The 19,868-nt window shown below is 51.0% G+C and carries 22 protein-coding genes; 18 read left to right on the top strand and 4 right to left on the bottom strand.

The features are described 5' to 3' along the window. Positions 1–216 precede the first annotated feature (216 nt). From L21SP2_RS05880 to L21SP2_RS05865, 4 genes are all read right to left on the bottom strand, one after another. Positions 217–918 carry a flagellar filament outer layer protein FlaA gene (locus L21SP2_RS05880; protein WP_024267581.1) on the bottom strand — a complete coding sequence of 234 codons (702 nt, stop codon included), beginning with the start codon at positions 916–918 and terminating at the stop codon, positions 217–219. Then, a complete protein-coding gene (locus tag L21SP2_RS05875) occupies positions 918–1,700 on the bottom strand; it encodes a flagellar filament outer layer protein FlaA (RefSeq protein WP_041401252.1) in 783 nt (260 codons plus the stop codon). The genes L21SP2_RS05880 and L21SP2_RS05875 overlap by 1 nt, the downstream gene beginning before the upstream one ends. Positions 1,701–1,856: 156 nt before the next feature. Continuing rightward, the gene (locus L21SP2_RS05870; RefSeq protein WP_024267579.1) at positions 1,857–2,858 is read right to left on the bottom strand and encodes a hypothetical protein; all 1,002 of its coding nucleotides are present in this window, start codon (positions 2,856–2,858) and stop codon (positions 1,857–1,859) included. Positions 2,859–2,862: 4 nt separating this feature from the next. Beyond that, entirely contained in the window at positions 2,863–3,564 is a 702-nt protein-coding gene (locus tag L21SP2_RS05865) for a hypothetical protein (protein ID WP_024267578.1), read from the bottom strand. Positions 3,565–3,657: 93 nt separating this feature from the next. Here L21SP2_RS05865 and metX point away from each other — a divergent pair, with 93 nt between their 5' ends. The 18 genes from metX to tsaB all read left to right on the top strand — a co-directional run bounded on the left by metX (position 3,658) and on the right by tsaB (position 19,815). After that, positions 3,658–4,809, top strand: coding sequence for a homoserine O-acetyltransferase MetX (gene metX / locus L21SP2_RS05860; protein ID WP_024267577.1), 1,152 nt, complete (start codon positions 3,658–3,660; stop codon positions 4,807–4,809). Next, the gene (gene metW, locus L21SP2_RS05855; protein ID WP_024267576.1) at positions 4,809–5,411 is read left to right on the top strand and encodes a methionine biosynthesis protein MetW; all 603 of its coding nucleotides are present in this window, start codon (positions 4,809–4,811) and stop codon (positions 5,409–5,411) included. The genes metX and metW overlap by 1 nt, the downstream gene beginning before the upstream one ends. A 119-nt stretch (positions 5,412–5,530) precedes the next feature. After that, on the top strand, positions 5,531–6,055 hold the full coding sequence (gene infC, locus L21SP2_RS05850; protein WP_024267575.1) for a translation initiation factor IF-3: 525 nt from the start codon (positions 5,531–5,533) through the stop codon (positions 6,053–6,055). 10 nt (positions 6,056–6,065) lie between these two features. Continuing rightward, a complete protein-coding gene (rpmI, locus tag L21SP2_RS05845; RefSeq protein ID WP_024267574.1) occupies positions 6,066–6,263 on the top strand; it encodes a 50S ribosomal protein L35 in 198 nt (65 codons plus the stop codon). Between the two features lie 109 nt (positions 6,264–6,372). Beyond that, positions 6,373–6,726, top strand: a complete 354-nt coding sequence (gene rplT / locus L21SP2_RS05840; RefSeq protein WP_024267573.1) for a 50S ribosomal protein L20 — start codon at positions 6,373–6,375, stop codon at positions 6,724–6,726. Positions 6,727–6,904: 178 nt separating this feature from the next. Further along, positions 6,905–7,522 carry a cell division protein ZapB gene (locus L21SP2_RS16965; protein WP_024267572.1) on the top strand — a complete coding sequence of 206 codons (618 nt, stop codon included), beginning with the start codon at positions 6,905–6,907 and terminating at the stop codon, positions 7,520–7,522. Positions 7,523–7,573: 51 nt separating this feature from the next. Beyond that, positions 7,574–7,981 carry a cell division protein ZapA gene (locus L21SP2_RS05830; RefSeq protein WP_024267571.1) on the top strand — a complete coding sequence of 136 codons (408 nt, stop codon included), beginning with the start codon at positions 7,574–7,576 and terminating at the stop codon, positions 7,979–7,981. 104 nt (positions 7,982–8,085) lie between these two features. Then, positions 8,086–8,895, top strand: coding sequence for a PilZ domain-containing protein (locus L21SP2_RS05825; RefSeq protein ID WP_024267570.1), 810 nt, complete (start codon positions 8,086–8,088; stop codon positions 8,893–8,895). 94 nt (positions 8,896–8,989) lie between these two features. Continuing rightward, positions 8,990–10,105, top strand: coding sequence for a tetratricopeptide repeat protein (locus tag L21SP2_RS05820; protein ID WP_024267569.1), 1,116 nt, complete (start codon positions 8,990–8,992; stop codon positions 10,103–10,105). Between the two features lie 503 nt (positions 10,106–10,608). Continuing rightward, positions 10,609–11,469 (top strand): flagellin N-terminal helical domain-containing protein, encoded by an 861-nt coding sequence (locus L21SP2_RS05815; protein ID WP_024267567.1) that lies wholly within the window; start codon positions 10,609–10,611, stop codon positions 11,467–11,469. A gap of 514 nt (positions 11,470–11,983) precedes the next feature. Further along, on the top strand, positions 11,984–12,838 hold the full coding sequence (locus L21SP2_RS05810; protein WP_024267565.1) for a flagellin N-terminal helical domain-containing protein: 855 nt from the start codon (positions 11,984–11,986) through the stop codon (positions 12,836–12,838). Positions 12,839–12,960: 122 nt separating this feature from the next. Then, complete coding sequence (locus tag L21SP2_RS05805; RefSeq protein WP_024267564.1) at positions 12,961–13,449, top strand: flagellar protein FlaG; 489 nt, start codon at positions 12,961–12,963, stop codon at positions 13,447–13,449. Between the two features lie 318 nt (positions 13,450–13,767). After that, entirely contained in the window at positions 13,768–15,786 is a 2,019-nt protein-coding gene (fliD, locus tag L21SP2_RS05800; protein ID WP_024267563.1) for a flagellar filament capping protein FliD, read from the top strand. Between the two features lie 221 nt (positions 15,787–16,007). Continuing rightward, positions 16,008–16,907, top strand: a complete 900-nt coding sequence (locus L21SP2_RS05795; protein WP_024267561.1) for a hypothetical protein — start codon at positions 16,008–16,010, stop codon at positions 16,905–16,907. After that, on the top strand, positions 16,907–17,983 hold the full coding sequence (locus L21SP2_RS05790; protein WP_024267560.1) for a flagellar brake protein: 1,077 nt from the start codon (positions 16,907–16,909) through the stop codon (positions 17,981–17,983). Before L21SP2_RS05795 ends, L21SP2_RS05790 begins: the two co-directional genes overlap by 1 nt. A gap of 58 nt (positions 17,984–18,041) precedes the next feature. After that, positions 18,042–18,305: a hypothetical protein gene (locus tag L21SP2_RS05785; RefSeq protein WP_024267559.1), complete on the top strand. Its 264-nt coding sequence runs from the start codon at positions 18,042–18,044 to the stop codon at positions 18,303–18,305. A 38-nt stretch (positions 18,306–18,343) separates the two neighbouring features. Then, positions 18,344–18,916: a tRNA (adenosine(37)-N6)-threonylcarbamoyltransferase complex ATPase subunit type 1 TsaE gene (tsaE, locus tag L21SP2_RS17945; protein ID WP_081719483.1), complete on the top strand. Its 573-nt coding sequence runs from the start codon at positions 18,344–18,346 to the stop codon at positions 18,914–18,916. A 41-nt stretch (positions 18,917–18,957) separates the two neighbouring features. After that, the gene (gene tsaB / locus L21SP2_RS16955) at positions 18,958–19,815 is read left to right on the top strand and encodes a tRNA (adenosine(37)-N6)-threonylcarbamoyltransferase complex dimerization subunit type 1 TsaB (RefSeq protein WP_024267557.1); all 858 of its coding nucleotides are present in this window, start codon (positions 18,958–18,960) and stop codon (positions 19,813–19,815) included. The last annotated feature ends 53 nt before the right edge of the window (positions 19,816–19,868 follow it).

The following is a 19,868-nucleotide window of genomic DNA, read 5'->3' as shown; positions in this document are numbered from 1 at the left end:
AATATGATTGTACTATCGACTTTCGAAGTACGCAACGCAGTGATGCATTTTCTTTCCGGCGGCGGTTGCCGGGAGGTGGAGATACTGCCCGTCAAATCAACTTTGTTCCGGGATCAAAAAAAAGCCGCCTGAGTTTCAGCCCAGGCGGTTTTTGGTTTTTACACAAGATAATTGCTTTCAGTCTGACTGCTCAGTACTGAATAGCGGTAGAATGGTTTACCAGCCATCCACCATATCATCGGGATCCCGATTATCTTCACTGAAGAGGTCTGTCCACACCCGAAGATCATCGAAGTACACATAATATGTACCGTAAGCTTCAAGCATTGCAGGCTCGATAGTAAATCCTACGATCTTCAATCCCTGCTGGTTATTATAGTGGGCGTTTTTCTGTGCCACTGTAGGTGGAACCGCAACAGTAAGACGCTTCCATCCGGAAAAGTTCAAGGTACCCATGGGCAGGGTAGACCTGCGGCCGAAGAAGTCTTCCACAACCACATTGAGAACGTGATTGAAATTCCGGCCTACAACCCACATTGATATGGTCTTTGTAATTCCGGGAACCTGAATCGGACGAACGGGCGCTATTGAAATGGTGGTGTTTCCTCTTCGGAAATAATCCACCCGTACACCCAGAACATACTCGTCCGGTTCTTCAATATTTGCGCTTTCTTCAGCCTCGATGGGTTCCTTTTCCAGCGGTCCGCCTTCAAAACGGCGATGAGCCACCACCCCGTCATCCAGAGGGATATGTACGGACCAGAAGCCGGGATCTTCAAACTTGGATATGGAAACTTCCTGAAGTGCCTGTTGGGCGGTGTCCACACCAATTTGTGTGGGGTCTGCCTCGGTGGCCTGGGCAGATACCGCAACAGCGGCCAGTAAAAACATTATGGAAATCAGTATGAGTTTCTTCATTAGTTGGCTCCTCCCTGAGTTCCCTGATTCCACAACTGGTCAACTTCTTCGGGATCCGAGAGGATTTCCCCGTCGAAGGGCTGCTGGAATACATCGGTGAACACTTTAATCTGGTCAAGATACACATAGAAGCCGCTGACATTCTCATCTGGTGTTGTCCAGAGCACGATCTTCACGAGTTCAAGACCCTTGCGCTGGGGTACATAGGTAACATTCTGAGGTATTGATGTGGGAATGTTAACCCTGAGATTCTGCCATCCCCGGTAATTGATATCATCAACTCTGAGCACATGACTGATACCCCGGTAGTCCTGAAGATGAATTTCCATGTAGAAATTGTAATTGGATCCCCAGACCCAGAAGTCCAGGTTTTTCACAATTCCGGGTATCTCAATACCGGTGGGAACAGGTCCATCTTCGCCGTCTTCATCTTCAACCGGAATAAACTCAAGGTAGTTATACCCCTGTCTGTCAAATGCAGCCTGAGCACCCAGGGCTCTGGGAGTCACTCCCGGAGGGATGGGATTGTTTCGGTTGTATAGAGCCTCAGGATAGGTTTCCACCCATGCAAACTGGGGAAATCCTTCACTGATAAACTTGCTCCCCCTGACAATCCAACGGAAGTTCTGGCGGGTACCGTAAAGATCCGTACCTGCGGGATCATCAAATCGCTCAATTATACGAGACTGGAGATTCTCTGTATCATTTTGTGCGAAAAGGTTTGAAGCAAGTAGAAATATCAGAGCCATCAGGCATAATGTAAGCACGCTGCCTCGTCTCATTCTCCACTCCTTTGAATGCTAATCGTAAACCCTCTTAGTCTACGTCGAAATTATAGGTGGTCAGAAGTCCCCTGTCAAACAGGATTACAGTCACCCTTTTCTATATTAATCTTTTTAACGACAAATGCAATAGCAAGTATCGGCTGAATTTCTTTATTACTTATTATAGGTGAAAAAGGGCACAGAAATAAAGATATTTACCCCATCTCCGGCCTCAAGATGGGAAGGTATCCGGCTTGCCATCTGCAGAAAACTGAACGGGAAGCCTCCCCGGATTGTGATATCAGGCTGATACAGAGGAGCGATCACTTCTCCGAAGCTTTTCATGGGAATCTTCACCGAGTCCAGTTCTCCGGGAGATAAAAGCAGATACAGGGTTTCTGGCTGATCCTCCTCCCCGGCTGCATCTTTCAGCCGGTTCTCCAGATCCGTCGCTGTAAGCTCCGCTGTGCTGAATATGTCCGAGGGAGAAACCTCAGCCCTGAGCGCCTGCAGCAGGGCCGGTGCATCAGGAGAACTCCCTTCGGCTTCCGCTGTGCCGGAGGAGAAACGTTCCACTGCTTCCATGGAAGATTCTATATAGCCGGGATTGTAAAACAGGACACTCTCCCCTCTCCTCTGCCGAATATGATTAAGCAGACCAGGATCTCCGAAATCCGGCACTACATAAAAGCCGGTCATCCGGGAATACTCAGGCGATATTTGTCCAAGAAGATAGATACGCCGGGGGTGAACATCCATCCTGGATATTTCTTCCCCGAGCCTCCGCTGCCACGGCGCCACAATCAACGCCTCGTATTCATCCAGCGGACGGGATGCAAGAGATTCCAGCTGAGAAAAGCCGAGTTCAAGCGATCCTTCTTCAGCATCCTCAGGAGATATGGTGATGACTTCCAGAACATATCCGTTTTGACGGTAGAATGCCGCTAGCGCCTTTTGCAGAGATGCCGGGTCGGCCCGGGTACCCTCGAAGGGAGATATTCCCTGATCCTGCTGCTGTTGAAGCTCATACGTCATTTGACGTTCAAGGGGAGGATCCAGTATCAGCAGGATTTCAGACTCCGGACTGCAGGATGCAAAAAGAAGATGGATCAGCGCTAATATGATCAAAACCGCATGGGATGTTCCCGGTGAACTATTCCGCCCCTGCCTCAGCATGCCGTCATCGTCCGGAAAAAAGCCGCACCAGAGGTTTCATTTTCCCCTCCAGCTCCAGGCGGTATTGAATGTCGTGTTCCAGCCGGCTGAAAAATCTGTCGGACAGAATCAGGAAAAACAGGATTATCAGCAACGCCGTCCATCCCCAGAAATACATCAGGAAAGAAAACAGCACTGCAGTTATGGGAGCAGCGATAAGTATAAGAAAGAAGCTTACATACATAATGAAATTCCAGTGTTTTTCAAAACGACGGGATCTGATCATGATTCGTGCCAGAACAGGAATGAGAAAAAGATACAGCAGAGGCAGAACAAGAATCACAAACTGGCCGTAATTTCCCGAGTGAATGAAATACAGCCCTGCATTGAAAAACAGGAAAAACCCGGTAAACTGAACACGAATCAGCAGAGAGGCAGCATTCCCGTCAACTCCGTTTTTCTTCAGCTGGCCCCGCCCCATGATAATGAGGAAAAGGACAGGAACCAGAAAATAGAGGGTTGAGTTATACACGTAGAGGGGTAAGGGTCTGATCGAAAGAGTCACCAGCATATACAGCGTGAAGAATACAGCTGCACTGAGGGCACCATACACCACCCCGCGTATTGCCGACGACCGGATTTGTGAGAGATCCTGAATATCATCCCTGTGCCAATGGATGAGCTGACCCAGATACAGGGGCATGGAAAACAATATAAACAGCTGCATAGTGAAAAGAACCTACCACAACAGCATGTTTCAGAGCAAGTATTGACAGCGGCACTTTGAGGGTGCAAGTATGTGACACCCCAAGGAGAAGTGATGACAGAAGGAGCAGAGCTGCCAGGCATCGGACTGGTGAGGCAGCATGATCTCTATATTGATGACAAAAATGCACTGACTCTTGAAAGCGGCGTGGCATTCGGCCCCTTGAACATCAGGTATGAATGTTATGGAACACTGAATGCCGATAAGTCCAATGCAGTGCTCATTGTGCATGCATTTTCCGGCGACGCCCATGCTGCGGGCTACCATAGCAGTGATGACCGCAAACCGGGATGGTGGGATTCCATGATCGGCCCCGGAAAAGCTTTTGACACGGACCGTTACTTTATTATCTGCTCCAACACGCTGGGGGGCTGCACCGGCACCAGCGGTCCGGGATCTATTAATCCTGCCAGCGGGGAGCCCTACGCCCTGGATTTTCCGGTAATTACCATCCAGGACATGGTGGAAACCCAGAGAATACTGATTGATCATCTGGGCATTGATCAGCTGCTTGCCATCGCAGGGGGTTCCATGGGAGGGATGCAGGTTCTGGAATGGAGCATCCGCTATCCGGAGCGTCTGAGAACCGCCATCGTCATCGCATCCACGGGCCGGCTCAGCGCCCAGGGTATTGCATTCAACGCCGTCGGACGCAACGCAATCATGTCCGATCCACATTGGAACGGAGGGCAATACTACGGAAAGGATCAGATCCCCCGCCAGGGATTGTCCATTGCCAGAATGGTGGGGCATATCACTTATTTATCTGAAGAATCCATGCGGGTGAAATTCGGAAGACGCCTTCAGACACGGGATGATTTCAACTTTGATTTTTCCGACCAGTTCCAGGTGGAAAGCTACCTTGAGTACCAGGGGGATCAGTTTGTTGAGCGCTTTGACGCCAACTCATATATCTACCTGAGCAAAGCCATGGATTATTACGACTTCTCCAGCCGATACGGCACTATGGACAGTACCATCGACCGCTCCACTGCATCTTTCCTGGTAATTTCCTACTCAAGCGACTGGCTGTTCCCCAGCTACCAGTCCAAGGAACTGGTCTACGCCATGATGCGGAGAGGAAAGGATGTGTCGTACACCGAGCTTGACAGTCCCTATGGTCATGATGCCTTTCTTCTGGAAACCGGACGGCAGGAAATCATTGTTTCATCCTTTCTGAAATCTGCCATGGAGGGGCGGCGCTGATGCAAAATAATGATCCCACACGGTTCAGCTATGAAGAAATTGCCAAACTGGTTCGCCCTGGCAGCAGGGTTCTTGATCTGGGCTGCGGCAGCGGCGAACTGCTGCTCATGCTTCAGCAGGAGCGTCAATGTAAAGGAAGAGGAGTGGATATTGAGGAAGATATGGTTCTCGGCTGCATCCGGAAGGGATTATCCGTTTTTCAGGGCAACCTGGATGAGGGATTAAAGGACTTCCCCAGCAAGAGCTATGACTATGTGATCCTCAACCAGACCCTGCAGATGCTTCAGGATCCTGTGTTCCTCCTTAAAGAAATGCTCAGAGTCGGAAGACATCTCATTGTGAATTTCCCGAATTTCGGCCATTTACGAAACCGGAGTCAGCTGATGTTCCGGGGAATTATGCCCAGGAACAAAAACCTTCCCTACAGCTGGCATAACACCCCGAACATCCATTTCTGCACACGCAAAGATTTTCGCCAGCTCTGCGGTGAACTGGGACTGAGAATTGCAGACGAAATTTGCCTGAATGAACAGGGAAAACCTCTGCATATTGGCCGGGATCTCCTGGCCACGCAGGTCTGCATGCTTCTGGAAGAGAAATAAGTACTTACACTCCCTGAGAATATGATGAATTCATGCCCGGTGGTTTGACCTTTTTATGAGACAATGCTACATTGACAATCCGTGAAATTCCAACATCATGGTTAAACAAGGGAGGCATATTGTCCGCAAAGAACCATCGAATTAACGAGCAAATCCGGATCAAAGAGGTTCGTCTCATCGCAGATGACGGGGAACAGCTGGGTGTAGTAGCCACAGACAAGGCCCTGGAAATGGCCCGGGAACGTGATCTCGACCTGGTCGAAGTCGCGCCCAACGCCAAACCCCCGGTATGTAAGCTCATTGACTACGGTAAGTACAAATACGAGATGGATAAGAAAAACCGCGAGTCCAAGAAAAACCAGACTCAGGTAAAACTGAAAGAAATCCGTATGCAGCCGAAAATTGAAGGCCACGATCTGCAGTTCAAATCCAAGCACGTGCTTGAATTTCTGCAGGAAGGCAACAAATGTAAGGTTACCGTGCGATTCCGCGGACGAGAGCTTGCCCACACACACTTAGGAAAGGATGTACTTCATAAAGTACTGGAGCTTTTGGGTGAAGAAAACTACAACCTGGATCGCGCCCCCCAGATGGAAGGCCGTTTCATGAGTATGATTCTCAGTCCGAAAGCCAAGAAAAAATAGAGAGGGTATCATGCCGAAAATGAAAACCCGCAGATCTGCGGCAAAACGCTATAAGGTGACCGGCAGCGGTAAGGTGCGGTACAAGAAGCAAGGGCTTCGCCACATTCTCACCAAGAAAAGCACCAAGCGGAAAAGAAAACTCCGGAAAGCCGGAATTCTCAGCCCTGCTGAGAACGACCGTATCCGGAAGATCCTCCCCTACGGCTAATACGCCCGGGGAGAACAGGCCAGGTTCGAGGTGGTTGGCTACCGAAGAACCGGCACACAAGGAATAACGGAACCCGTATTGAAGTACGGAGTTCATCAAGGAGATCAAAATGCCAAGAGCAGTTGACGGTACCCGGCGCAAAAGCCGCCGGAAAAAGATTCTTAAAGAAACGAAAGGTTTCTACGGACGGCGAAGCACTCTTCACACTACGGCAAAAGATGCCCTGAAGAAGAGTCTTCAGTACGCTTATCGGGACAGAAAGAACAAGAAGCGGGAATTCCGCCGATTGTGGATTGCCCGTATTTCTGCAGCAGTCCGGGAAGAAGGTCTGTCCTATTCCCGTTTTATCAACGGTCTGAATAAGGCAAATGTAGAAATTAATAGAAAAGTATTATCCAATCTTGCAATTGAAGACCCCAAGGCGTTCAAGGCGGTTGTAGAAACTGCCAAAAAACACCTCTAGGGTTATGTGAAGTGCATCCCCGGCGGGGGCGGCAAAGAAACACGGTACTGCAGCATGCTGAAAGCGGGCATGAAGGTGCGTGTGTTTTTTCGCCGCCCCCGTTTTTTTCGGATTCAACATGGACAGATAAGGATGTGCTTCGTATACTGTATAATTGATCACAGCGGAGGGGTTAACCATGATCAGCATTGACCAGATTAAAAAGCTGGAAAGCAAAATTCAGGAAGCAGTTGAGCTTATCGGCCAGTATAAGGAAGAAAACCGCCTGCTGAAAAACCGTCTCAGCAACTACGAAGGCAGAATTGCCGAGTTGGAGAATCTGATTGATCAGTACCGTGATGAACAGGGTGAAATCGAACAGGGGATCATCAACGCCCTGGAGCATCTTGACAGCCTGGAACAGGTTGTGGGTACCATGAAAGAGGATCCGGAAGCCAGCGTACTGGCTGAGCAGGAAGCGGACGCAGTACAGAGGGAAATTGAAGCCCGTGAGGCGGGTGTAAAGGTTCCGGATATCGCAGACGGAAGCAGCGATGCGGAAGACCGGGATAGCGAAATATCCTCCTCTTCCGATGACGAAACCGAAGAGGCGGATACCGAAGAGGAAGTTGATCTTGGAGATCCGGACAGCAGCCTCTCCGAAGATACTGAGGAAGAAGAATCCGGAATTGACGGGGACGATATGCTGGATGAATCGAACATCGATGACGCCCTGAACGAAGATGACGGCTATGATGATGATTCTGAAGAGGATTCCTCGGATGATACCCGGGAAGGACAGCTGGATATTTTCTGAATTCCCTCAGGTAATCGCCCGAACACAAAACTCAGGTCAGCGAGGATACGCATGAAGGTGGAAATGCTGGGAACAAGCTTTACTCTCCAATCGGATGAGGATCCTGTATACCTGGAACAGGTGACCAGGTTCTATGAATCCAAAATTGAGGAGATACGGGACAGCGTGGAAACCAGAGATCCGGTTAAGCTGGCCATTTTGGCAGGAATTCTGGTGGTGGATGATCTTTTCAAATCAGGGGCTGCCGGGCAGCCCCGACTGCAGCCCTCATCCGCCGGGGAAATTGCCCGGGAATCTGCAGGGAATGAGCCAACAGTTCCAGCAGATGAGCCGGTGGACAACAGTGAACTCGAAGAGGCTGAACGAATCACCATGAATCTGATCCATCGCATCAGCAGCACTCTGGAGGAGGCCGCCATTGACGAGCCTCTCTCAATCCCCGGTACGATGGAAGATTAACGATACGCGTTATTCCGCTGCTGCCCTCCTGAGCTGTTCCCGGTACTCATTTTTTCTTCCGATTGAATTGACTGTCACTCACGCTTTCGCTATTATCAGCCCAAATGTCTGTTGTTACGAGCCAGCAAATCTCAAAATTATATGACCGCTACAGTGAGCAGGATGTTCTGTTCAACAAGGATATCAACAGAGCGCTGCTTCTGAATACCAAGGGTATTCATCTGCGCTGCCTGGGATACCAGTGGCCGTGCATCCTCTACTCAAGTTCCATGACTTCCGCAAAGCTGGTTGTTAACGTGAAGACACCTATCAAAAAAGTGATTGAACAGGCAAACCGGATGGTCAGCCTGAACTACAGTTTCCTCCAGAAGGACAAGGCCAACCCCATAAGCTTCTTCATGAAAGCAAAGGTGGTAAGTTACGCCCCCTATCACCCGGAGAAGCCCGACTTGAACTTCCTGAACCTGGAGTTCGCTCACCGACCCCCGGATGAACTGATCTTCCGGCTGGGAGAACTGCTTGAAGCCCAAACCAATTCAAACGAGAGGAAGGACGAGAGGATTGTGATGAATCCCTCGGTGCAGCAGGATATGAGGCTGCATCCCAAAGAAGGCGTGGCCATAAGCATCGACAATATCCCCAGAAAGTGCATCCTCCGGGATATTTCCTTCGGGGGAGCCAAGGTGATCATCTTCGGTGTTCCCACGTTTCTGGTGAATAAACCGTCACTTCTTACTTTGAAATTTGAGGATCCCGATCTTCAGGTTCAGATTGCCGGCAAGGTTCTGCGCTTTGAAGAAGTGCAAGGCCGAAAAGATCTGGCGGCCTTTGCCATCCAGTTTGATGAAAAAGCAATCCCCACGGAATATAAACTGCGCCTGAATCAATATCTGAAACAGGCAAAACGCAAATAGTCAAACCAGGAAACGCTGTGGCAGCTCCGCGCAGAGAAGCCGCCGCCGGCAGAGCACCCGGGCTCCCGAACCCCATCCCCGGAAAGGATCGAATATGAAACATTCCCATAAAAAACTTGAGCATCTAATATACATTTCCCTCCCCGAGGCCATGCAGAAAGAGATCGGAGGATTCCAGCTTCGTCCGGATATCATGCTGCCGGTGGAAACCGGAAGCAGCGAAGAGGACTGGGACATTGCTAATCTCAGCTGGGAGATGATCGTCACAGGAATGCTGAAGGTTCTGGCCTACGACCAGAGCAACGAAAATTCCGATTATTTCCGTCAGTTTGTTCTGGCAGTGAAGCCGGGCATTCTGGATGAACTCACCCAGACGGCCATTCTCAAAGCTCAGAACAACGACTGGGACCTTGCAGAGGAACTCTTTCTGGCCCTCAGGGGGCTGCAGCCCGATAATCCCCGCTCAACCCTGAATCTGGCACTGATGTATGATCAGCGTTCCGAAGGCTATGAAAAACTTGGCAATGAGACAGAACAGAAACGCTTTGAAGAATACGCCTTCAGCGCGTACATCAGCGCACTCCAGCAGAAACCCGAGTTGCCCGAAGCCCATCTCTACGCCGGATATTTTTTCCTCCGGCAGCAGTCCTTCGGCAGAGCCAAAAAAGAGTTCACCCGCTTCATGGAGATCAGCTCCGATTCGGACAAAAAGGCGGAGATTGAACAGATTCTTTCCCAGCTGAAAGGCAGCTCCAACCGGGACGCCCTGTTCAATGAAGCTTTCGATTTCATCCGGCTTGGAAAAGAGGAAGAAGGTCTTGAAAAAATCGAGGAGTTCCTGAAGCTTCAACCGGAAATCTGGAACGCCTGGTTTCTGAAAGGATGGGCTCTCAGACGGCTCAAACGCTATCAGGAAGGGTACAACGCTTTCACCATTGCAAGAAGCAGGGGCGGCAACAGCGCAGATCTGCTGAATGAGATGGCAATTTGCGCCATGGAAATTGACAGACTGGATGAAAGCCGCTCATTGCTGGAGGAAGCTCTCCAGCTGAACCCCGAAGACGTGAAAATCCTTTCAAATCTCGGCATCTGCCTCATTAAGCTGGGGGAGCTTGAAGAAGCCCAGGAGCAGTTTCTCCGGGTGCTCCACGGTGATCCGGAAGACAAGATCGCCCAGCAGTATCTTTCTTATATCGAGGAACAGCTCTAAGTATAAAGGAACAGCTCTAAGCTCATTGAGCAACAGATACGGGCCGCTTGATAGCCGCCCGGCTATCTGCCCTCCCCTCCAGCGTTCGCCGCTGTGTCCTATAGGCCCGATTATCCTGTCCGGATATGTTCCTGCAGCCGCCTCAGCACAGGCCCTCGGCATTTTTTTTCAAAGCTTAACAACTTTTTTCATCTTTTTTTTTAAAGTTTTCCCCGGATAGTACCGATGTTCTAATACGGGAGAGGTTCGGCGATTGAATAATCTTCGGAAGCATAACTCTCCCTATTCATACTATCGGGTTCTGAATAAAACCCTTTAGTGAAATTTCGAAAAAAAATTGTGGAATCCACAATTTTTTCCCAAGGTCCGGGTGATGATTTCAGGATGCGGATATCTGTAAAAGGATGTACTCGCCCGCTGCCTGAAATCGGATCCTGGATCTTGCGAAAGAATCACGGGCACGGATGCCCGTGAATCCGCTAATCATCTTCAAGGAGGAAATGATGATTATTAATCACAATCTTAGTGCAATGTTTGCACAGCGTCAGAACGGCGTGAACAACGAAGCCGTTACCAAGAACATGGAAAAGCTGAGTTCCGGTTTGAGAATCAACCGGGCCGGTGACGATGCCTCAGGTCTTGCAGTTTCTGAAAAACTGCGAAGCCAGATCCGCGGTCTGCAGCAGGCCAGCCGGAACGCATCCAACGGTATCAGCCTTATCCAGACCACTGAAGGGTACCTGCAGGAAACTCAGGACATTCTTCAGCGTATCCGTGAACTGTCAGTACAGTCTTCCAACGGTATCTACTCCGCAGAAGACCGTATGCAGATTCAGGTTGAGGTAAGCCAGCTGGTTGACGAAATCGACCGTGTTGCAAGCCATGCACAGTTCAACGGTATGAACCTGCTCACCGGACGTTTCGCACGCCCCGATGCAGCCGGTACTCCCGTACAGGAAATGGCATTCCACATCGGTGCAAACATGGACCAGAAAGAACGTGCGTTCATCGGAACCATGACTGCAGCTGCCCTGGGTGTAAAAAACCTGGGAACCAACGAGATTATCTCAATCTCAACTCCCGAGCAGGCCAACGCCAATATCGGTGTTGTTGATACCGCACTGAAGACTGTGAACAAACAGCGTGCGGATCTGGGTGCCTACCAGAATCGTCTGGAAATGGCCATTCAGGGTATCGACATCGGTGCTGAAAACCTGCAGGCAGCGGAAAGCCGGATCAGAGACGTTGATATGGCCAAGGAAATGGTTGATTTCACCAAAAACCAGATCCTGGTTCAGGCCTCCAACGCCATGCTTGCTCAGGCCAACATGAAGAACCAGTCAGTTCTTCAGCTCCTGGGTTAATCCCGGTTTGACCTGATACGGAAACTGCTGAACTTTGCGACAACAATAGCTTTACAGCTGCAGTATCCAACGGCCTGCAGGCCCCCGGAGGGGGTCTCAGGCCCGTTTTTGTTGGAATATCGTCTGCTTTTCAAAGGCTTTGCTTGATATGTGAGGCAAGATGATATAATCTTATTAATGCTGATGGGACAGAATTATCGGCAGGATACCGGGGAAACCTTGAGGAATTTTCGGTTTTTGCTTCTGTTTCATGCGCAATGATCTTTGACAAAGTCCCCTCTTTGATCTGCCTGATGAAAAACCTCCCGCTGTGAGCGGAGCGACCTTCTGGCTCCCGAGTACACAGTCATGCTCTTTGTCACGTAACACATCAGTTGACTTAGAAGTCAGGTAAGATCACTCCGCTGGATAACGGCCTGAACGGAGCAAAGTGCAAAGGATTGCGCTTTGATGTGCCGAGACAGCGGGTCCGAAGGCAAGGATAGCCTTCGAGAAGATATCAAGGAGGGGTTATATGATTATTAACCACAACATGAGCGCAATGTACGCAAACCGTACATTAGGTGAGCGGACACAGGAAACTCAGAGTTCCATCGAGAAACTGAGCTCCGGAGAACGCATCACCCGCGCAGCGGACGACGCATCTGGTCTCGCGGTTTCCGAGAAGCTTCGCTCTCAGGTTCGAGGATTGAACCAGGCAAGCAGGAATATCGGTAACGCAGTATCCTTTATTCAGACTACTGAAGGGTATCTGCAGAACACCGGCGATATTCTCGGTCGTATTCGGGAACTCTCCGTTCAATCTGCCAACGGTATTTACACAGCTGAAGACCGTATGCAGATTCAGGTAGAAGTTTCCCAGCTTGTAGACGAGGTTAACCGAATCGCAAGCCATGCACAGTTCAACGGAATGAACATGCTCACCGGTGCATTTGCATCTGACAGTGCAACCGGACAGATCATGCAGTTCCACGTGGGTGCAAACATGGACCAGAATGAACAGGTGTTCATCGGTACCATGACTGCCGAATCTCTTGGTCTGACAAATGCACAGGGCAACGGAGAAATTATCAACATTTCTTCCCCTGAATCTGCAAATGCGGCCATCGGTCAGGTAGATACCGCTCTCAGTGTGATTAACAAGCAGCGAGCCGACCTTGGTGCCTATCAGAATCGTTTTGAAATGGCACAGAAAGGTGTGGATATTGCTGCAGAGAACTTACAGGCAGCTGAATCGAGAATCCGTGATGCCGACATGGCATCTGAAATGGTGGAATTCACCAAGAATCAGATTCTCACTCAGGCAAATACCGCCATGCTGGCACAGGCAAATGTACAGAGCCAGTCAGTACTTCAGCTTCTTGGCTAATTTCAGGCAGAACACTCCGTTCAAACCTTAGGGGAAGAAGGATCTGGACGTCTCTTCTTTTCCGAATTGCCATCTCCGCCCTCTTTCGGGAGGGCGGAGACTTTCTAACAGGGAGGTTAGATATGTCATTTGAAATACACGGCGTGGTCGGCCAGGGAAGTTCCCGCCCCGCGACAAACCAGGATACCCGAAGGGATCCGTCATCACCGGTAAACAGTCCCACAGCAGGCAGTGAACAGAGGGACTATTCCATCCCCGGCAGCAGCAGAAACGATCAGCAGCAAAAAACCCGACAACTCCAGGCAGAAGCCAGGCAACAGCAGCAGATAGACGCCCGGCGGCGCTCGGAAGAAGCTGAGGCAGTACAGCAGGCAAGCCAGGAAGAGGTGGAACGGGAAGTTCAACAGGCTCTCAAGGAGCTGGAGCAGGTGAACCTCTCCTTCGCACACAAGCTGAAATACAGCATCGACCACGAAGACCATGAAATTCTGGTGAAAGTGATCGACCCGGAAACCGACGAGGTGATTAAAGAACTGCCTCCGGTAGCCCTGCAGAGACTGCACGATCGGATTCAGGAATTTATCGGACTGCTGGTGGACGAAGAAGCTTGACACCCCGGGCTCGGCGGCGGAAACTTCGTCCCGGCTTATACGACATATTTTCCATTGTAAACACCTCTTTGTTGTACTGTATAAACTACAGCACCCGCACATACGCCTACTGAATCGTTCCTCGGTCTCCACAACAGAGCTGCATCGTCCGAATGACGGCTGTTAACTTTTGATTATGTATTCCCCGATATTTTCCCGGATAAACGATATACTGCTTTTGAGAGGATGTGAAAAGCACCTTTACCCCGGAGCGGTTTATGACGAAATTTAAAAAGAATCTGCAGTCCCTTTTTCGGGCTGTATACAGGAAATAAGAAGATGTCTGATATTTCAATTCCCGGTGTTTCCAGCCGGTTTAATACAGAAAGCATGGTGAAGGAACTGGTAGAGGCGGAAAGCACCCGTCTGGACCGGATGGAATCCGAACTGCAAACGTATCAGACCGAAAAGAAGGTCTGGCAGGAAGTAAACCTGGGTCTGAACAACCTTCGTGAAAGCGCCCGGAGTCTCTTCAGTTTTGAAAACCCCTTTAACGAACGGAACGCCGTTTCCAGCAACGAGTCTGTACTTACAGCCCAGGCCACCCGTGAAGCAGTGGAGGGAACCACCGATGTAAAGGTGATTCAGGTGGCCAGGTCGGATCGCTTTATTTCAGATGATCTGAGTCGTGAGCTGGAAGTGGATCAGGGAATATATAATTTTACCGTAGGCGATGATTCGGTACGCCTGCGGTTCCGGGGGGGCAGTCTGCGGGAATTTTCAGATGCTCTGAATCGCCGCGACCCTGAATTGCTGCGCAGTTCGGTGGTAAACAACCGCCCCGGAAGCCAGGTAATTCTTATTGAAGCCCTGAAAGAAGGAAGCGAGAATCCCCTGGGATTCGAAGATGATGCCCGGGAACTGGCGCTCGAGCTGGGATGGGTTGAACGTGCCCGGGATACCAGCGCATCCATCGATATGAGTGAAACCAGGGTTGAACAGTGGACCAAAGATCTGGACAACCTCCCCCTGAGCAGAAACGGTGAAGTACTCCAGATCGGTCCGGGAGCGGACCTGTCCCTCCCCTTCCCCGAAGCGGTGAACGTGAAATCGGGAATGATTCTCCAATACGAGGTAAAGCTGGCAACCAATGAATCATACCGCCAATCCGAGCCCACAGCACCCTCAGGCCCCGGAAGCCCGGAAACCGGATCGGTGAGTCTGAGGGATGCCAGCCTGCCGGATCTGCCCAGCAGCATCGATCTGCCCGAACCTCCGGATCCCAAACCCCAGGAGATAGTGGAAGATAATCAGCTCATATTCGCCCGGAACAGAAATCAGACCATACCCCTCCCTGAGGTGCGTGAAAGCGCGGAATTTATCACCGTGGAAGTGCCCTTATCCGACTACACCTCCCGGCTGGACGCTTTAAACATCAGCAATCCGAACACACTGAAGGACCTTTCCATCAGGAATATCCAGGTGATAGATCCCTCTGCCCGGGGAGATCTGCGTCCGAAAAACTCAGTTGCAAATGCCAGGGATGCCATCCTGGAAGTGGACGGGATCACCATTGAGCGTCAGAGCAATACCATTGACGATGTTATTCCCGGGGTCACCATGGAACTGCGGCGGGATTCGCCGGAGGAAGTGGAACTGAGAGTGGAACCGGACAGAGAGCTGGTCAAGGAAGGCCTCATAGAATGGGTTGCCAGTTATAACCAGATTATCCGGGACGTAAACATCCTTACCCGGAACACTCCCGAAATCATTGATGAGATCGAATATTTCACCGAGGAGGAACGGGAGAAGTACACCGAGCGCCTGGGAATGTTTCAGGGCGACAGCACCCTGAATACCCTGAAAAGCAGGCTCCAGTCCATTACCATGAGCAGCTACGACACCCGGGCGGGACGGGATCTCGCCCTGCTGGCTCAAATGGGGATCAGCACCAACGCATCCCGGGGTGGCGGGGGCGGAGTGAACGCCAGCAGACTGCGGGGATACCTTGAGATTAACGAAGATGTTTTGGATCAGGCGCTGGCAAGCCATTTTCAGGCAGCCAAGGAACTGTTCGGACGGGACAGTGACGGAGATCTGCTCACCGACCAGGGGGTTGCCTACGAAATGGATACCCTGGTGAGACCCTTTGTTGAGATCGGCGGAATTATCGCCAACCGGACTTCCCGCTACGACACCCTCATCAGTTCCACCAACGATGAAATCAGAGACTACGAAGAATACCTGGAGGATTACGAGGCTGAAATGCGCCGCCAGTTCGGAACCATGGAGTCGGCCATCAACAGCCTTGAAAGCCAGCGCCAGGGGCTGGAAAATCTGAACAACAGGTCTGAATAGCATGGCATAGTAACAGGGCTGAACAACGATCCGGGCATATTCATGCCTGAAGAAGCTGCCGCTTTCCATTGTTCATGGGCGGCGGGTCCCATTGAACTGCTCATTTTATTTCTTTCAACCACCCCTTTCATCACACGGCTGGAAAAGCACGTACTCCGGCGTTCCATTTTACCTCAATACATGGCATAATACTCCGATAATCAGAGTAAACTGGAGGAATCGTGAAGATTATTATCAACAATGAAGAAATGGATATTACTCTGGAAAAGGAATCAACCCTGGGCGAAATCTTCACGTCTCTTCAGGAATGGCTGTCCCAGGGAGGACTCTACCCTCTTTCACTGGAACTGGACGATGAAACTGCGGACATTGTGGATCAGTCCGGCTGGTCAGGAAGGGGACTTGAAAGCATCGGCGAGTTTCATCTTCGTGCAGGCAATTTGAACCAGCTGAGACAGCAGCAGCTGATGGTCATTCTGGATTATATCAATCTGCTTATCCAAACCCTTAACAGCCTTCAGAACGGCGGAGACAGCGGGATGTTCACAAAGGCCTTTTCCGAATACACCCATGTTCGAAGCGCATTGCCATCGGTCCTCCGCCTTGAAGAAGAAAGTTTTGTCAACGATTTTAAACGTCTTGAAAATGCCAAAGCTGCGGTTGAGTCCGCACCCGGCGATGAAGCAGCCCTGAATGAATTCCATAACCGGTTGAAGGATTTGCGCATTATCCTCCTTGACAGACTGCAGGAACTGAATAAGCCGGGTAAGGAACTGAACACCGCCATCACCCTGCTGAAAAACATTGTGCCCGGCCTGGAAGAAGCAGGAGTGGCCCTGCAGACCGGACGGGAACGGGAAGCCTACGGCTTGATGTTCAGAATCTCCGAGACCGCCGCCAAATTTATCAGAATAATGAATATTCTCAGCATTGATGAACCTGAAATCCGGCATGATGAAGTTCACCGGGATCTGCAGAAGCTCAGCGAGATTATCGGGGAGATGAACCAGGCAATATCCGCGGAGGATACGGTGATGCTGGCGGACCTGCTGGAATATGACCTGCAGGAACTTCTGGAATCTTTAATCGACGCTGCACAGGGCGTACACGCGGAGGCCTGATGAATCCCATGCTGCTGCAGTTTATTGCAAAGGCCGATAACACCTCGGCGATCATTTCGGCGATTATATTCGGAGCTCTCGTCCTGCTGATGATATTGAGTGCACGCAGGGGCGGAGGCGGAGGCGGCAGCAGACGCAGCAGCTATAATAAAGGGAGTTTTAAAAAAACCGGGAAAAACCTGGGACTGGAAAGTCATCATATTCAGCTCCTGCAAAAGGCGGTGAAAGACAATAATATCGCCAACCCCCAACGTCTGTACCAAAGCCCCGGCTATCTGAATAAAATCCTTCAGAACGTCATCTCCGACGTGGAAGATGCGAACATGTCCCGGGGGGAACGGAACCGTGTCATCAACGAAATTTTTGAAATTAAGAGAAGAATTTCCCGGGGTGCGGATCAGGTAAAACGATACGGACATACCAAGAACCTGAAACTCGGGCAGGATGTGACCGTTTATTCCAAAACCCTGCCTCCCGCCCAGTCTCAGGTAACCGGTAACCTGGAAAATCATCTGGCCATCGAAACCCCCGTAAGCGCAGACGGATCTCCCATGAAGTACCGCCCCGGTGCAACCCTCAAGGTGCGCTTCATCCGGGACAGCGGGAAGGTGTATGTATTTCTCACCAAGCTCAGGGAGTACCGGAAAGTTGACGGCATCGATAATATGCTTGTGGATCACAGCGACAAGGTTGAACAGAACCAGCTGAGAAAATCTCCCAGACGGGAGTTTAACCGGCCGGCCTATTTTCAGCCTGTTGAAGTAATCACCGAGGGGAAGGGCAAAAAAGCCCGCCGCCGTGCAGTTGTGAACAAGAACCGCAGGTTCCTGGGACAGATTGAAGATATCAGCCGGGGCGGGTGCGCTCTGTACAGCCGGAATCCCATGCGGAAAGGTGCGCTGCTGAAGATCCGCTTCGATTTCGCCAGCGGTGAGGATATCTCCGTATTCGGCAAGGTGCGGAGTGTTGAACCCACCAAACCCTTCGGCGGTCTCATGCATGTGGCATTTACCCGGGTAAGTATGCAGCATCTGAATGAAATCCAGAGCTATGTGTACGGATTTTTCGAAGAGTAGCTTTACCCCGGCAACTGAATGTTTTAGTATTGAATACGTATATGAAGCGGGTACTTACATGGTGAATGCAATTCAAAATATTACCAAGAAACATATGTTGATATCCTATCGGCAGGAATATCATGGGGATGCGGTGCTGGATCTGAGGAAAAACGGCAGTACCATGAGCTGTAAAATTGAGTTCTCCCTGGAACTCACCCCCCTTGGCAGCAAGAACATTCGCGTTCAGTTTCTTGACAACATCGAGTACCCTCTCATACCGGTTATCCGGGAATTAAAAAACCATATCACAACGTTGGACAAGAGCGGCAGATTGCCCTGATTCCATCCCTGGGATACAATGCGGCCGTGCAGCGTAACATGAATAACAGATCAGAATTACAGAATGAAGGGCTCACGTCAGATCCATGGGAACAGAAGTTCAAACGTATCTCCCGTTCTGCATGGGAATTCTCCAGCAATTCACCGGAAGAGAGTCTGGAGCTGGCGTCCTTCATGGGCTCCCGGGCTCTCCCCGGAGATATATATGCCCTGGAAGGCGGTCTTGGTGCAGGAAAAACCCTCTTCAGCAGAGGTTTTGCAGAAGGACTGGGCATTCAGCAGCCGGTGACCAGCCCGACCTTTCCGATCATTCAGGAATATGACCATGAGCCGCCGTTGTATCATATGGATCTTTATCGTCTCAGCGACAGCGATGATGTAATCGAAACAGGTGCCGAGGAACTGTGGTCCGGATCCGGGGTAACTCTCATCGAATGGCCGGACCGGGCCGAGGACATTCTCCCGCCGGATTGCATTCGGATTCGTATCCAAATCGACGGCCCGGAACGCAGAACAATCCGAATATCAGCATCAACGCAGCGCATGGAGCTGCTGGAAAAGCAGCTGAGCCGGAAACCCGGGGGTGAAAATCCCGGAACCTCTGCGGACTGAAACAGGAACTCCCGGTGGACTCAAAGAGCAAGGAAGGAACCATGGCCAGGAAGAACAACCAATCCATTTCATCCGAAACTGAAGACGGCGGAGCCTTTCTCAGCCTGGATGCAGGAACCGAATATCTCCAGCTCTGCCTGAGCATGCCCGGCAGCCGCGGACGCATCAGGCACATACGGGTTCTGGATGCGGGGCTGCGGCATGTTGAAGGGATGATGCCGGAAATTGAAAAGCTGCTCTCCCTCGGAGGAATATCCCCTGGAGAGCTGGACGGTCTGATCACCGGCCGGGGACCGGGAAGTTTTACCGGCCTGAGAATTGCCATGGCGGCAATGAAAGGCCTGTCATCCGCCCTGAACATCCCCCTCATAAGCATCTCCGCTTTGGATGCCATCGCCTGGAAGTACCGGCACAGCCGAGCCATGCTCACCGCTGCAATTGATGCCCGAAAATCCCGATATTATTGCGCTGCATGGAACTTTCACAGCTCTCAACCGATTCCCGAACCCCACGGGAACAACTACCGGGAGATTCTGGATTATCTGAAAGATCGGACAGTGGTGAAGGCAGCGGACCTGCTGCCGGGGGAAGTGGGCATCCGGCTGAATGAGCTGCGGCACAACGAACCTTCTCTGAATACAGGCGGGAAGCGTGAGTCATCACCGGAACCGGTATCTGTGCCGATCATTCTTGGGGGCCCCCACGGGGCCTCACTGGCCGCAGCGCTGAACAGCCCGGAGGTGGGATCTTCCGGGGCTATTCTCCATGTTCTTCCCTTTGATGAATGGGTGAGCAGCATGGATGAGCTTGGGCGTCTGGCCCTCGCTTCGGGGATTCGGGATCCTGAATCCCTGGGGCCGGAATATCTGCGCTCCAGCGAGGCGGAAATTCACAGATGACAGCTCCGGGCGCCAGGCCCGGCTGAATGGTCCGGCTGCATACATCGGGCACG

It is taken from the genome of Salinispira pacifica, assembly GCF_000507245.1.
Classification (GTDB): domain Bacteria; phylum Spirochaetota; class Spirochaetia; order DSM-27196; family Salinispiraceae; genus Salinispira; species Salinispira pacifica.
The sequence above is the reverse complement of the archived record's forward strand: the minus strand, read 5'-3'. Positions and strand labels throughout refer to the sequence as shown.